Here is a 13,097-nt window from a genome sequence, read left to right as displayed (position 1 = left end):
CAAACCGTTCGCGACTCTTCATCTTTCAGTTGAACTGCAACGCTGGGCTTGCAAAACCTGCACTCCCATCGGTTCCCCTAACATTTCGTGAAAGCAAAGATTTGCGCATCCTGCAATTCCGTGAGGCGACTTTCCGCCGAGTATCTAGACATTTCCTCGTAACCCATTGTTACTAATGAAATGGCAACAAGCCTTGAGCTGACGCTTCGGTCGTGGACAGGCTCGGGTGGCAGTCTCATGATCAACTTTGGTGATAAGTTCTTGAAGCGACACACGCCTTGCGTGCCAGGTCTTCAGGGCATCGCGCCATGCAACATTCACTACCCGAAGTTGCCGAACAGGGAGAGCCAGCCTATGCCGACCATGAGCCAGACCAGCGAAGAATGGTGGATCAACGATCAGACGCCCGACAATCCTTTCGGGAAAAGCGAAGACTATGAGGCGTTCCTGACCTATGTCGGTGCCTTGAACCGCAGCCTGACACCCGCGATTGCGGCAGAGCCTTTGCGGATCAATGTTCACGAACTGAACAACCATCCCGACTACAAAGAGGCGGCCATTGGCGCCCTGTCGGTCTGGTCCTCGGTCACGCCCTTGCAGTTCGAAATCGTCGATGACGTGCCCTTCAATCGCAACACGGACTGGATGCAGGTGGTCAGCCCCGAACTGGGCGAACCCAGCGATGGCAGCGCGTTTTCCAGCAACCGCTATGTCAGCATCGGCCAGCGGTTCCACGACACAGAGCCGAACCTGACGGATATCGGCGGCTATGTGTTCGATTCCTTTGTCCATGAATTCGGGCACGAGTTCGGCCTGAACCATCCCGGCCTGTATAACTACAGCGGCCCCGGCGGCGTGCAGATCAACTATCTGAACAATGCGACCTGGATCTATGACCGCCAGCAATACAGCGTCATGTCCTATTTCGACGGGATCGACGTGGGCGAGGAAAGCCGCTGGTCGGCCGCGACGCCGCTGATGGCCGACATCGAGGTGGTGATCCGCCGTTACTTCTCGACGGTGGATGAAAACGGAGAGCGGGTCTATCAGACGATCAACCTGAACACCGGGAACGACGTCTATGGCTTCAATGCCACCGTCTATGGCTATGAACTGACCTCGACCGGGATGCAGCGCGACATCGGCTTTGTCATCCACGACACGGGCGGCGACGACACCATTGATTTTTCCGGCTCCACGGCGGGGACGATCCTGGATCTGCGCGCGGGTCAGTTTTCCAGCGTGAACGGTCACAGCAACAATGTGTCGATCTTTGCCGGGCACAATGCGGACCAGACCGAATACTATGTCGAAAAGGGCATCGGCAGCCGCTTTGCCGACATCCTGATCGGCAATGACGGAAACAACGTCCTGGACGGGCGCGGCGGCGGCGACCGCATGGCGGGCAATGGCGGCGACGACGTCTATTTCGTCGATTCTGCCGATGACATCGTGCGAGAGGAGGCCGACGGCGGGAACGACACGATCATCGTCATTGGCGAGGGTCTTGACCTGGGCGACGTCGCCAATGTCGAGAACATCGTCTATGCCGGCGGAACGGTTGTTGAACCGGGCGATGACGACGATGCAGGTCCGGCCGACAACGGGGGCCCGGCCCTGGACAGCATTCTGGTCGGCGAAAGCGGCAATGACTCGTTGAATGGGGGTGCGGGCGGCAATACGATCTTCGGTCTTGGCGGTGACGACCTGATCATCGGCGGTCGCGATTCGCTGGCCAGCCGCGACGTCAACAACACGATCCCCGTCGCGGAACTGGAGGACCAGACCGAAAGCGACGACGGGAATGATGCGCTTTACGGCGGGGACGGCAACGACACCATCTTCGGCGGCGCCGGCGACGACACGCTGGACGGTGGCAACGGCGATGACCTGATGATGGGCCAGGACGGCGTCGATGTCTTCCGGGGCGGCGCGGGCATCGATACGGTCGATTTCAGCCGGGAAAGCCCGTTCCAGTTGCTGGTCAACCTGGAAACCAACGTTGCCAGCGGCGGCACCGGATCGGGCGACACCTTCTTCGGCATCGAGAACCTGATCGGCTCGGACGACCGGATCGACCGCTTCATCGGCACGGCGGACGCGAACCACTTCCGCGGACAGGGGGGCGGCGACTATTTCAACGGCCGCGACGGGAACGACCTGCTGGATGGCGGCAACGACGGCGACATCATCTATGGCGAAGGCGGGGATGACACGGTGATCGGCGGCGCGGGCCAGGATTACCTGGACGGCGGCAGCGGGATCGACACGGTCGTCTATGAAGGCAGCTCGGCCGCCGTCAGGATCGACCTTGCCGATGGCTCCGCCCGTGGCGGCGATGCCGATGGACCCGTGCAGATCGTGGGACGTGGCACCGTCATCCGCCACGACATCCTTTCCGGTTTCGAAAACGCCGTCGGGTCGTTCTTCGACGACCACATCACCGGCACCGATGGCTCCAACGTCCTGTCCGGCGGTTCGGGCGACGACACGCTGGCGGGCGGCGGCGGACGCGACATGCTGATGGGCGGCGCGGGGCGCGACACGGCGGATTACGCCGATGCCGCGGCCGGGGTCCGCATCGGCCTGGCAGGCGGGCAATCCGAAGGCGACACCTATGTTTCCATCGAGAACGTCGCAGGCTCGGGTTGGGACGACCGGCTGACAGGGGATCGCGCAGCCAACATGCTGACCGGGCAGGGCGGCAGCGACGATCTGAAGGGCGGGGCCGGCGACGATACCCTTATGGGGGATTTCGCGGATCAGGGTCCTGCCGTGCCGCGCCCCGGCCTGGGCAGCGGCTATGCCACGCTGGGATCGGACGCGACCAACGACTCGATGGCGACTGCCTTCGACATTTCCAACAACTTCTCGCTGACGGCGGACCCGGATATCTTCGATTCGACCACCGTCCTGCACACGACGGTCAACGCCACCGGCACCGGTGAAGGCGGCTACTATCGCATCGATCTGGCGGCGGGCACGGTGATCACCATCGACATCGATGGCATCGCCGATCCCAATGTCCATGACAGCTGGGTCAGGCTGCTGGACAGCGACGGCAACGTCGTCGCGGAAAACGACGATGGCGGCGGCGATCCCGGATCGAACAGCAACCGCGATTCCAGCACCGTCTTCACGGTCGAGGAAACGGGGACATACTACATCCTCGAAGGAAGCTGGTCGCCCACCGCGCCGGGCGATGGCTGGTCGCCGTCCGTTCCCGAAGGGTCGACCTACAAGCTGAACGTATCGGTGGAATTCCCGCCCGAACCCGTCCAGCCGGGCGTGGCGGGTATGGACACCCTGCGCGGCGGGGCCGGCAGCGACCTTCTGGACGGCGGCTTGGCCGCAGACTTCCTGATCGGCGGCGCGGGCGAGGACAGCTTCCGCTTCTCGACGGCGCTTGGCGACGGCAACATCGACCGGATCTCGGACTTCGACGTGGCCGAAGACCTGATCCTTCTGGCCAGCAATGTCTTCGATGCGATTGGCGACCTGGGCAGCCTCGCCTTCGGGGCATTCCGCAGCAGTCCCGGCGGCGCCGCACAGGATGCGGACGACCGCATCGTCTATGACAGCACCAGCGGCTTCCTGTCCTATGACGCCGATGGCGCGGGTCAGGCGGATGCGATCCGGTTCGCGCGGCTGGGCGCCAATCTCGGCCTTTCGGCCGAAGACTTCTATATCGTCTGAGAGCGCCTGGAACGGGGCGCGGTCCTGCGCCCCGTTTCCCCGAAGCAGGAAGGAACACCCGATGAAGCGGCTTGCAGGTTACCGTATGATGTTGCTGGCCCTTGTCACCGCAATGGTCGCGGCGGGTGCAGGCGCGGACACGGCACGCCCCACCGATATCAAGATCACGATCGACTTCGAAGGCGGCAAGGCCATCCCCGAGGGACAGCTTGTCGTCCACCTTGACGACCCTGCCGGTCGCCACCCCGCCCGGAAAGCTGCCGAAAGCGACGGCAAGGCGACGAAGATGAGCCTGTCCCTTCCCATGCCCGCCGCCTTGAACAGCACTTCGCCCCAGCAGGTCGTTGCAGAGTTGCAGCGTGCCGACGGCTGGCTGCTTGCCCGAGGCAGCGCGCAGCTTGAAAGCGACGCACCCGTCGCCATCACGCTCTATAGCGTCATGTATTGAAGCAGCCGTCCGCCCGTTACCGAGATCCGCTTCGCGACCGGAACGTCGTGTAAAGATCCCAGGCCGCCAGGGCGACCGCGACCCCGATCACGCAGATCAGGTCGATGCGGGGGACGTGGATCACCAGGATGGCCAGGAATGCCACCAGAACGACGAAGGCGAAGATCGCCAAAAACAGGTTCATGTTGTCATCCTTCTTGACCCGAGGTTTCAAGATGCGCAGCCAGCCAGCGGGCCGTGCGGAGCAGCCTGGCGTCGTCGCCCCGCCGCCCGACCAGCTGAATGCCCATCGGCAGGCCATCCTCTGACCGGAACACCGGAAGCGTCACCGCCGGCATCCCCGTCAGGGTCCACAGCCCGTTGAAGATCGCATCGCCGGTATCGGCCAGTCCCGCAGGCGCAGGCCCCGGCGCCGCCGGGCACAGGATCGCGTCGCAGCGCGCGAAAACGGGTGCCATGGCGGCGTTCAGCAGCATCGGCCAGTCAAGGGCAGCGATATAGTCGCGCGCCAGAACCGCCTTCCCCTCGTCCATGGCAGCCTTCAGGATATCGGACATCCGGTCCCGGCCGCGCCGTTCCAGGGCATAATAGCACTTTGCCATTTCGGCGACATTGATGCGGCGTCGGATCGCGGCGGCGTCTTCCAGCCCGGGGACCGTCACCTCGAAACACTGGTCGCCCAGGAAGGCGGCCAGTTCCTGCACCGCCGCCGTGGTCTGCGGATGCGCGCGGTCCCAGCCCGGGGGCTTCAGGAAGGCAAAGACCGGCGTCACCGGCGGCTGGGCCAGGGCGGTATCCAGCAGGGGGGGCGCGGGCAGGGGCTCGGTCGCGTGGTCGGCAGGATCGTGGCCCGCAAGCACCTGGGCCAGAAGCGCACAATCGGCGACGCTGCGGGCGAAGACGCCAACGGTGTCAAGGGTGGGCGATTGCATCAGGATACCCGTCCTGGGGATCAGGCCGAAGCTGGGTTTCATCCCGACGATCCCGCAGAAGGCGGCGGGGCGGATCACCGAACCGCCCGTCTGCGTGCCCACCGCCAGCGGCACCATGCCCGCGGCGACTGCCGCAGCCGATCCTTGGGAAGACCCGCCTGGCGTGTGGTCGGGGTTGTGCGGGTTGCGGGTCCGTCCCGGATGCAGGAAGGCGCATTCGGTCGTCACCGTCTTGCCCAGGATGATCGCCCCCGCCGCGCGCAGGCGCGCGACGATCCAGGCGTCCTCGGCCGGAACCCGGCCCGCGTCGATGGGCGTGCCGTTCTCGGTCGGGATGCCCTTGGTGTCGATGACATCCTTCAGGCCGATGGGCAGGCCGTGCAGCGGCCCCAGCGGCCGACCGGACTGGCGCCACTGGTCAAGCCGTTCCGCCTGCGCCAGGGCATAGCCCTCGTCGATCCAAGCCCAGGCGCCGACATCGGGTTCCAGTTCTGCGATGCGGGCCAGGCAGGCGCGGACCAGATCGGCCGCCCGCAGCGCGCCCGAGGCCAAGCGGTCGCGCATCTCGACCGCCTCCAGCCCCAGCACCGCAGATGTCTTATCGCGCGACGCCATAGACGGCATCCGGCAGGCTGAAGACGATCTGCGGGAAGACATACATCAGCACCATGGCGATGATGACAAGGCCGCAATAGGGCAGCACCCCCGAGAAGATCTCGGTCAGCTTGACGTTGGCTGGCGCGATGCCCTTGAGGTAATAGGCGCTCATCGCCATGGGCGGCGTCAGGAAGCTGGTCTGGAGGTTGAGGGCGACAAGCACCCCGAAGAATAGCGGGTCGATCCCGAACATCGGCAGTAGGGGCAGGAAGATCGGCACGAAGATGATGATGATTTCCGACCATTCCAGCGGCCAGCCCAGAAGGAAGATGATGAGCTGCGCCATGAGCAGGAACTGGATCGGCGTCAGATCCAGCCCGGCCACGAATTCCGCGATCACCTGTTCTCCGCCCAGATAGCTGAAGACGGCGGAGAAGGTATAGGATCCCACGAACAGCCAGCAGACCATGGCCGTGGTGCGGACCGTCAGATAGACGCTTTCGCGAAGCCGGTCGAAGGTCATCGCGCGATAGGCGATGGCCAGAAGGATGCCGCCCAGGGCACCGATCGAAGCGGCCTCGGTCGGGGTCGCAAGGCCGAACAGGATCGAGCCCAGAACAGCCAGGATCAGCATGGCCAGCGGAAGAAAGCTGGTGGCAAGCAACCACAGCAGCTTGCCCAGCGGCAGGCTGGGAACCTCTTCCTCGGTCGGCTTGGGTGCCAGGGTGGGGTTCAGGATGGCCCGCGTCACGATATAGATGAAATAGAGGCCGACCAGCACAAGGCCCGGCAACAGCGCCGCGGCATACAGCCGGACGATCGACACCCCGGACGCCGCGGCATAGACGATCAGCATGATCGACGGCGGGATCAGGATCCCCAGGGTGCCGCCCGCGCATATGATCCCCGCCGCGAAGCTGTGGCTGTACCGCATCCTCAGCATCTGCGGAAACGCCAGAAGGCCCATCAGCGTTACCACGGCCCCCACAATCCCTGTGGCGGTTGCAAACAGCGCGCAGGTGATCAGGGCCGCGACACCCAGGGCGCCCGGAATGCTGCGCGTCGCCACCGCAAGGGTGCTGAACAGCTTGTCCACGATATTGGCGCGCTCGACGATGTATCCCATGAACAGGAACAGCGGCACGGCCGTCAGCACTTCGTTCGAGATGACCGTATAGGTCTGGTTCACGAACAGGTCGAAGATCCGGTTGTTGTAAAGCCCCTCGATCCAAAGCCGCGTGGATTCCCAAAGCCCCGCGTCGTCTTCCAGGCGGTTGAACGCCCGCCACATCCGGCCCGGATCGTAATAGGCGTAATAGCCGAACCCGATGCCGATGGCCATCAGGGTAAAGGCAATGGGAAAGCCCAGAAACACGCAGAAAATGAAGATACCAAGCATGAACAGGGCGATCTGGGGATCGGTCACGGCGCTAGCTCCAGCTTCGGGGGTGGCAAGGGGGACATGCCGGCGTCAGGCCGGGCCGTGGGGTTGGTCGTGGGTTTCCTGATGCATCAGGATCGTCTCGGTTTCCTCGATGTCGTGGGCCAGCGGCGGCCAGGTGCCGGTGCGGATGCAGATGATGCAGCGCATGACCTGCGCGATCCCTTGCAGGAACAGCAGGATCCCGGCCGCGACGATCACCGTCTTGAACTGATAGATCGGGATGCCGGCGGGGCTGTTCACCGAAACCTCGCCATAGCTCCAGGATCGGGCGGCGTATTTCCATCCCGCAAAGATCAGCGCCAGGATGCCCGGAAAGAAGAACAGGAAGTACAGGACAAGATCGACCCGCGCCTGGGTGCGGGGCGACCACAGCCGATACAGGAAGTCGCCCCGCACATGGCCGCCGCGCGACAGCGTATAGGCGCCGCCCATCATGAACAGCGTGCCATACATGATGAAGCTGATATCCAGTGCCCAGGGCGTCGGCCGGTTGAACAGATAGCGGACCATGACCTCATAGCTCATCCCGATGGTCATCAGGATGATCAGCCATGCAAAGGCCTTGCCGAACCAGGCCGAAAGGGCGTCGGCGAACTGGATGTACTTCTGCATTGCGGAAAGCTCCTGGCAGCCACGTCACGGGGCGGGCGGGCGCGGGGATATCCCGCGCCCCCGGCGGTCACAGCTTCAGCTTGCCGGGATAGTAGTGTTCGTAGGCAAGCCCCAGGTCCGGCGCGTTCATCAGCTCGTAAAAGGCCACCTGTTCCGTCCAGGCGCGCTGGCTGTCCATGACCTTCTTGTTGAAGGGATCGGATTCCAGGTCCACGATCAGCTTGTCCCAGGCCTCGATCTGGGCGGACAGGATCTCTTGCGGGGTCCGGTGAACGGTCACGCCACCCGCAGCCAGTTCGGCCAGATCCTTGGAATATTCGCGCATCGCCAGGGCCAGGTTCGCCGTCGCCGATGCCTCGACGCCGTATTTCAGGATCGCCTGCAGATCCTCGGGAAGGTCGTCCATGAAATCGCGGTTGAAGATGAATTCGAACGATTCCGAGGCCTGGTGATAGGACGCCAGGTAATAGTTCGTGGCCACGTCCTGCGCGCCGAAGCGGCGGTCGGATGTCGGGTTGTTGAATTCGAAGGCGTCGATCACGCCGCGTTCCATCGCGGGCACGATCTCGCCTCCGGGCAACTGGGCCACGGACATCCCCATGCCCTGCAACAGGTCCGCCGCAAGGCCCACGGTGCGGTATTTCAGCCCCTGCACGTCGGCGACGGTGTTGACCGGGTTCTTGAACCAGCCGAAGGGCTGCGCGGGCATCGGCATACCCATGTAGCCATAGACGTTCAGGCCCAGCATATCCTGGGTCAGTTCGCGGTAAAGCTCGGCGCCGCCGCCCTGATAGAACCAGGCCAGCATGGTCGAGGCCGAGCCGCCGAAGACCGGGCCGGTCCCGAAGAACGAGGCGGCCTTGGACTTGCCGTACCAATAGACCGGCACGGTATGGGCCGCGTCGATCACGCCGTCATGCACCGCATCCATCACCTGGAAGGCACCGACGACCGCCCCGGCGGGCAGCAGGTCGACCGTCAAGCGACCGCCCGACATTTCCTCGACCCGTGTCACGTAATCCTGGGCCATCTGCTGCCAGATGTCCGAGGCGGGCCACGACGTCTGCATCTTCATGACGATCGGGGCCTGTGCAAGCACGGGCGGCGCCGCCAGGGCCACTGCCGCAGCGGCGGTCCCGCCCATGGCGCCGGTGCGCAGGAAAGATCGGCGCGAAAATCGCGCTGAGTCGACTGTGTCGGTCATCGGTGTCCTCCCAGACAATGAAGCCGCTTGGCGCGACATTATATTGCCTGTTCACTAGGGCCGACGAAACGGATTTGCGCAACTGTACTTTTGGGGGACATTTTGCATTTTTTCGATCTATTCGTCAGCAAGCTCGCCTAGATGGCCCTGAATGAACCGCGGCCGACCGTGCCTTGGGCACGGGTGGCGACATGCAGGGGGCCATGATGACCAAACCCAGGCTGGTGTTGACCCGCAGGCTCCGCCCCGCCGTCGAGCAAAGGGCCGCGCGGGATTACGACCTGATGCTGAATCCCGATGACAGGGTGCTGTCCCCGCAAGACCTTGTCGCCGCCTGATCTTCCACGACAGCCTGGAAAGCCTTCTGTCCGGGTCGGACGTTCTCAGCCTGCACTGCCCGGCGACGCCCGGCAATGACGGGATCATCAATGCCCGGACCCTGGCGATGCTTCCCGACAAGGCCATCGTCGTGAACACGGCGTGGGGGATCCTGATCGACGAGGATGCGCTTGTCCAGGCGCTGCGGTCGGGCCGGATTTTCGCCGCCGGCCTGGATGTGTTCAGGACCGAACCGGGCGGCAATCCCGCCCTGGCGGCTTTGCCCAACGTCTTCCTGCTGCCTCATATCGGTTCGGCCACCGAAGAAACCCGCGATGCCATGGGCTTCAGGGCATTGGACAACCTGGACGCCTTCTTTGCCGGCCGCGAACCGTCGGACCGCGTGGCCTGACGGCAGGACAGCGGATCACTGGGGCAGGGCGTAGGTTGCGGTAATCGAGGCGAACCAGGCGGAAAGGGCCTTGATGTCCTCGTCCGTCAGGTCGCGCGCGATGATGCTCATCTGCGGATCCTCGCGCCTGCCTGCACGGAAATCCTGCAACTGCTTGGACAGATATTCCTCGCTCTGCCCGCCGATATTGGGGATCATCGGGTTGGTCCCCGTCCCGTCAAGGCCGTGGCAGACCCGGCATGTCTGGGTCTGGGCCGGCGGGGTGGCGGTCTGCGCCAGAACGGCACCGGCACCCAGGCCGCACGCGGCGACAAGAACCGCGCCGAAAAATGATCTCATGATGTGCTGCCTTCGTGGAGGGGTCCGGGGCGGCGTTCACCGCCCCGGCTTGGATCAGTTGGCAGGCGCCGAGGGCAGGGTTTCCGCCGCGTCGTCGCCACCGGCACCGTCGGCTGCGGCGCTGGCAGGCGCATCGGCCGCTGGCGCATCCGTGCCTCCGGCGGCACTGTCCTGCGTCGAAGCATCGCCGGTATAGGCGATCCGCCAGATCGCCCCGGCAAAATCGTCCGACACCAGCATCGACCCGTCGCGCAGGAAGGCAATGTCCATGGGGCGGCCCCGGTATTCGCCCGTTTCCTCGTCCAGCCAGCCGTCGGCGAAGACCTCGGTCCCGGCGGCATTGCCGTCGGCGTCAAGGCGGGTGAACATGACCCGCGCGCCGATGGGCGTGGTCCGGTTCCAACTGCCGTGCTGGGCCGAGAAGATGCCGCCGCGATACTCCTCGGGGAAGGAATTGCCGGTATAGAACCGCATCCCAAGGTCGGCCGCATGGGCGTCCATCTTGACCTGCGGCTCGACGAACTCCACCCCCTCGGGGCGCGGGACGTCCTTGTAGTCGGGAACCTCGACCTCGGCATTGGTCCAGGGGAAGCCGAAATGCTGGCCTGCCTCGGTCTGGCGGTTCAACTCGCCCGGCGGGATGTCGTCGCCCATTCCGTCCACCTGGTTGTCGGTGAACCACAGGTCGCCATTGGCCGGGTTGAAGTCATGCCCGACCGAGTTGCGGACGCCGCGCGTGAAGACCTCTCGTTCGGTGCCGTCGGTATTCATGCGGATGATGCCGCCGATCCCGATCTCGTCGTATTTCTCAAGCTTGTCCTGGGGCTGCACGTTGTAGGGCTGGCCCAGCGAGATATAAAGCTTGCCGTCCGGCCCGATGCGGCACACGCGGGCGGTGTGGTTGAAGCTTTCCTCCTCGGCCGGGATCAGCTGGCCCTGGGACACGACGGTGCCCACGGCGGGATCGGGGCCTTCAAAGAAGAACTCGGCCGCGGGGAATTGCAGCACGCGATTGCGTTCCGCGATATACAGGAACCCGTCGGGCGAGAAGCAGGGCCCGTTCGGAATGTCGAAGGTCAGCGAGGGGGCGAAATCCATCACCTCGTCGGCGACCCGGTCGCGGTCACGGTCCACGACCGACCAGACCTTGTCCTTGCGCGTGCCGACAAAGACGACGGTGCCCTGCGGCGCGACCGCCATGGACCGTGCGTCCGGGACGACCGCGTAAAGGCTGACTTCGAATCCGTCGGGCACGTTGATATGCGGCACGATGGCCTTCAGCGCTTCTGCGTTCGGGCCGGCCTGATCGATGCGGGTAAAGGTGGCGTCGGTGCGCTGCATTCCCTGCAGCGTTTCCAGGTTGTCCTGGGCAAAGGCCGGCGTTGCAAGGGCAGTCGTCAGAAGCAGTCCGCAAAGTCTTGCGTGTCTCATGGTGTCTCCTCCCTGATGCAGTCCCATGTCTGGCACGATCGGGCGGCGCCTCCTCCAAAGGCCACCCATCGCAACGGTCAGGTCCGACCCGACTGGCGAATGGAATTCGCGGTTCTTCTGATGTTCAGCCGTGTCGGTGCCTGAGGGGGGATGATCTATGACGGCATAAGCTTTTCAACAGCTTTGTTGAATTCATCAGACCAAATGATGCCCGCATCAGGGCGCAGGACAATGGGAAACAGGCAGCATAGGCAGGAAAGGGGACCGCGAGACGTGTTGACAGATCAGTCTTCGGCGCGGTCGGCCCGCCATGCGTCGGGATGCTGCGACTGGCGCTGCGCCAGAACGCCCGAGGCCTTGAGCCGCGCCTTCAGATCCTCGACCGGCGGCGCATAGACGAAGCCGAAGGACACACAATCGTCCCGGCCCTCGACCGCGTGGTGCAGACGGTGTGCCTGGTAAAGCCTTCGGAAATAGCCGCGCCGGGGGACATAGCGGAAGGGCCATCGCTGGTGGACCAACCCGTCGTGGACAATAAAATAGATCACGCCGTAAACGGTCGCGCCGACCGCGACCCACCACAGCCACGGCCACCAGGCGCTGCCGATCGCGAACAGCAGGATCGAGATCACGGCGAAGACCACCGCGTAAAGGTCGTTCTTCTCGAACGGGCCGTGGGTTTCCTCGTGGTGCGACTTGTGCCAACCCCAGCCCAGGGGACCGTGCATGATCCAGCGGTGGACGGAATAGGCGATGCCCTCCATGGCCACCACGGTCAGGACGACGATGACGATCGGCATCAGGACGTTCATGCCCCACCTCTTTTCCGGGTCGAGGGCAACCGCCACCACGGCACCGACGGGTAAAGATGGTGTTCATGGTGATAGCCGCCGAAGTGAAAGCAGGTCAGCAGCGACAGCGGATTGCCGAACCGGGTGGACCGCGCGTTGTGCCGGTCGGGAAAGGCGTCATGCCCCGGCCGGTGCGGCAGCCAGGTGCCGAAGATGAAAAGCTGCATCGAGGCAAGGATCGAGGGCACGGCCCAAAACGCGACATAAGGCCAGCGCGGTCCCAGGATCAGCGCATAGAGGATGACCGACGTTCCCAGCACCCAGAACTCGCGCCAGCCGAAATAGGTGCGCACGAAGTCGATATACCATGCGACCGGTCCGCCGTGGCTGAAGTCGGGATCGTCATCGGTGCCGGCATGACGGTGATGGGCCATGTGCTTGACGATCAGCTTGCGCCAGGAAAACCCCGCGAAAAGCAGCAGCGCCAGGGTTCCGAAGGCCCTGTTCGTCCGGGGGCTTCCCGGAACGATCGCGCCATGCATCGCGTCATGGGCGACGATGAACAGCCCGACCGACAGCCAGGTCAGCCCGATCAGGCAGGCGGTCGCCAGAAGGGGCGAAGCTGCCGCGTCCAGGTGCCAGACGGCAAAGACATGCACGGCGATCCAGGCGCAGATCACCCCCGCGGCCAATGCAGCGCCGACGAGGCTGGATGAAGGGAAGCGTCGCACTGTTTCGGACAAGCCCCGGCTCCTTGCTCATCGAGCATCACTGGCCACAATCTAGGATGACGCCTCGGCGGTTTCCACCCCAAGCTTTGTAGTCAGCACCCTTGTGCTTGCACCCCTCATGTCGGCGAGGTGGTTTTGTGAC

General features: G+C 64.1%; 13 protein-coding genes. 4 read left to right on the top strand and 9 right to left on the bottom strand.

Going from position 1 to position 13,097, the window contains the following annotated elements:
* The first annotated feature begins 363 nt into the window (after window positions 1-363).
* Both RAH32_RS03495 and RAH32_RS03490 read left to right on the top strand, forming a co-directional pair.
* The gene (locus RAH32_RS03495) at window positions 364-3,696 is read left to right on the top strand and encodes a M10 family metallopeptidase C-terminal domain-containing protein (protein ID WP_306605105.1); all 3,333 of its coding nucleotides are present in this window, start codon (window positions 364-366) and stop codon (window positions 3,694-3,696) included.
* A 61-nt stretch (window positions 3,697-3,757) separates the two neighbouring features.
* Window positions 3,758-4,144 (top strand): hypothetical protein, encoded by a 387-nt coding sequence (locus RAH32_RS03490; RefSeq protein ID WP_306605103.1) that lies wholly within the window; start codon window positions 3,758-3,760, stop codon window positions 4,142-4,144.
* Window positions 4,145-4,160: 16 nt separating this feature from the next.
* On the opposite strand, the gene RAH32_RS03485 is transcribed toward RAH32_RS03490, so the two are convergent.
* From RAH32_RS03485 to RAH32_RS03465, 5 genes are all read right to left on the bottom strand, one after another.
* On the bottom strand, window positions 4,161-4,328 hold the full coding sequence (locus RAH32_RS03485) for a hypothetical protein (protein ID WP_306605101.1): 168 nt from the start codon (window positions 4,326-4,328) through the stop codon (window positions 4,161-4,163).
* A gap of 4 nt (window positions 4,329-4,332) precedes the next feature.
* Window positions 4,333-5,691, bottom strand: a complete 1,359-nt coding sequence (locus RAH32_RS03480) for an amidase (RefSeq protein ID WP_306605099.1) — start codon at window positions 5,689-5,691, stop codon at window positions 4,333-4,335.
* On the bottom strand, window positions 5,675-7,099 hold the full coding sequence (locus tag RAH32_RS03475) for a TRAP transporter large permease (protein WP_306605097.1): 1,425 nt from the start codon (window positions 7,097-7,099) through the stop codon (window positions 5,675-5,677). The genes RAH32_RS03480 and RAH32_RS03475 overlap by 17 nt, the downstream gene beginning before the upstream one ends.
* 45 nt (window positions 7,100-7,144) lie before the next feature.
* A complete protein-coding gene (locus RAH32_RS03470) occupies window positions 7,145-7,729 on the bottom strand; it encodes a TRAP transporter small permease subunit (protein ID WP_306605095.1) in 585 nt (194 codons plus the stop codon).
* A gap of 67 nt (window positions 7,730-7,796) precedes the next feature.
* On the bottom strand, window positions 7,797-8,933 hold the full coding sequence (locus tag RAH32_RS03465) for a TRAP transporter substrate-binding protein (RefSeq protein WP_306605093.1): 1,137 nt from the start codon (window positions 8,931-8,933) through the stop codon (window positions 7,797-7,799).
* A 203-nt stretch (window positions 8,934-9,136) separates the two neighbouring features.
* Here RAH32_RS03465 and RAH32_RS03460 point away from each other — a divergent pair, with 203 nt between their 5' ends.
* Both RAH32_RS03460 and RAH32_RS03455 read left to right on the top strand, forming a co-directional pair.
* Entirely contained in the window at window positions 9,137-9,271 is a 135-nt protein-coding gene (locus RAH32_RS03460; RefSeq protein WP_306605091.1) for a hypothetical protein, read from the top strand.
* Window positions 9,268-9,663: an NAD(P)-dependent oxidoreductase gene (locus RAH32_RS03455; RefSeq protein ID WP_306605218.1), complete on the top strand. Its 396-nt coding sequence runs from the start codon at window positions 9,268-9,270 to the stop codon at window positions 9,661-9,663. The genes RAH32_RS03460 and RAH32_RS03455 overlap by 4 nt, the downstream gene beginning before the upstream one ends.
* 15 nt (window positions 9,664-9,678) lie before the next feature.
* Here the strand turns inward: RAH32_RS03455 and RAH32_RS03450 are convergent, their stop codons facing one another.
* The 4 genes from RAH32_RS03450 to RAH32_RS03435 form a co-directional block, all read right to left on the bottom strand.
* Window positions 9,679-10,002: a c-type cytochrome gene (locus RAH32_RS03450; RefSeq protein WP_306605089.1), complete on the bottom strand. Its 324-nt coding sequence runs from the start codon at window positions 10,000-10,002 to the stop codon at window positions 9,679-9,681.
* Between the two features lie 54 nt (window positions 10,003-10,056).
* Window positions 10,057-11,433 (bottom strand): PQQ-dependent sugar dehydrogenase, encoded by a 1,377-nt coding sequence (locus RAH32_RS03445; protein ID WP_373429653.1) that lies wholly within the window; start codon window positions 11,431-11,433, stop codon window positions 10,057-10,059.
* 284 nt (window positions 11,434-11,717) lie between these two features.
* Window positions 11,718-12,245, bottom strand: a complete 528-nt coding sequence (locus tag RAH32_RS03440; RefSeq protein WP_306605086.1) for a sterol desaturase family protein — start codon at window positions 12,243-12,245, stop codon at window positions 11,718-11,720.
* Window positions 12,242-12,967 (bottom strand): fatty acid desaturase, encoded by a 726-nt coding sequence (locus RAH32_RS03435; RefSeq protein ID WP_306605085.1) that lies wholly within the window; start codon window positions 12,965-12,967, stop codon window positions 12,242-12,244. The genes RAH32_RS03440 and RAH32_RS03435 overlap by 4 nt, the downstream gene beginning before the upstream one ends.
* Window positions 12,968-13,097 lie beyond the last annotated feature (130 nt).

It is taken from the genome of Paracoccus yibinensis (assembly GCF_030846195.1).
GTDB classification, from domain to species: domain Bacteria; phylum Pseudomonadota; class Alphaproteobacteria; order Rhodobacterales; family Rhodobacteraceae; genus Paracoccus; species Paracoccus yibinensis.
This window is presented reverse-complemented; position numbering and strand designations above follow the sequence as displayed.

Coding starts and splice junctions, on each gene's coding strand:
- RAH32_RS03495 (WP_306605105.1), top strand. CDS start 364: ATGAGCCAGACCAGCGAAGAATGGTGGATCAACGATCAGACGCCCGAC.
- RAH32_RS03490 (WP_306605103.1), top strand. CDS start 3,758: ATGAAGCGGCTTGCAGGTTACCGTATGATGTTGCTGGCCCTTGTCACC.
- RAH32_RS03485 (WP_306605101.1), bottom strand. CDS start 4,328: ATGAACCTGTTTTTGGCGATCTTCGCCTTCGTCGTTCTGGTGGCATTC.
- RAH32_RS03480 (WP_306605099.1), bottom strand. CDS start 5,691: ATGGCGTCGCGCGATAAGACATCTGCGGTGCTGGGGCTGGAGGCGGTC.
- RAH32_RS03470 (WP_306605095.1), bottom strand. CDS start 7,729: ATGCAGAAGTACATCCAGTTCGCCGACGCCCTTTCGGCCTGGTTCGGC.
- RAH32_RS03465 (WP_306605093.1), bottom strand. CDS start 8,933: ATGACCGACACAGTCGACTCAGCGCGATTTTCGCGCCGATCTTTCCTG.
- RAH32_RS03460 (WP_306605091.1), top strand. CDS start 9,137: ATGATGACCAAACCCAGGCTGGTGTTGACCCGCAGGCTCCGCCCCGCC.
- RAH32_RS03450 (WP_306605089.1), bottom strand. CDS start 10,002: ATGAGATCATTTTTCGGCGCGGTTCTTGTCGCCGCGTGCGGCCTGGGT.
- RAH32_RS03445 (WP_373429653.1), bottom strand. CDS start 11,433: ATGAGACACGCAAGACTTTGCGGACTGCTTCTGACGACTGCCCTTGCA.
- RAH32_RS03440 (WP_306605086.1), bottom strand. CDS start 12,245: ATGAACGTCCTGATGCCGATCGTCATCGTCGTCCTGACCGTGGTGGCC.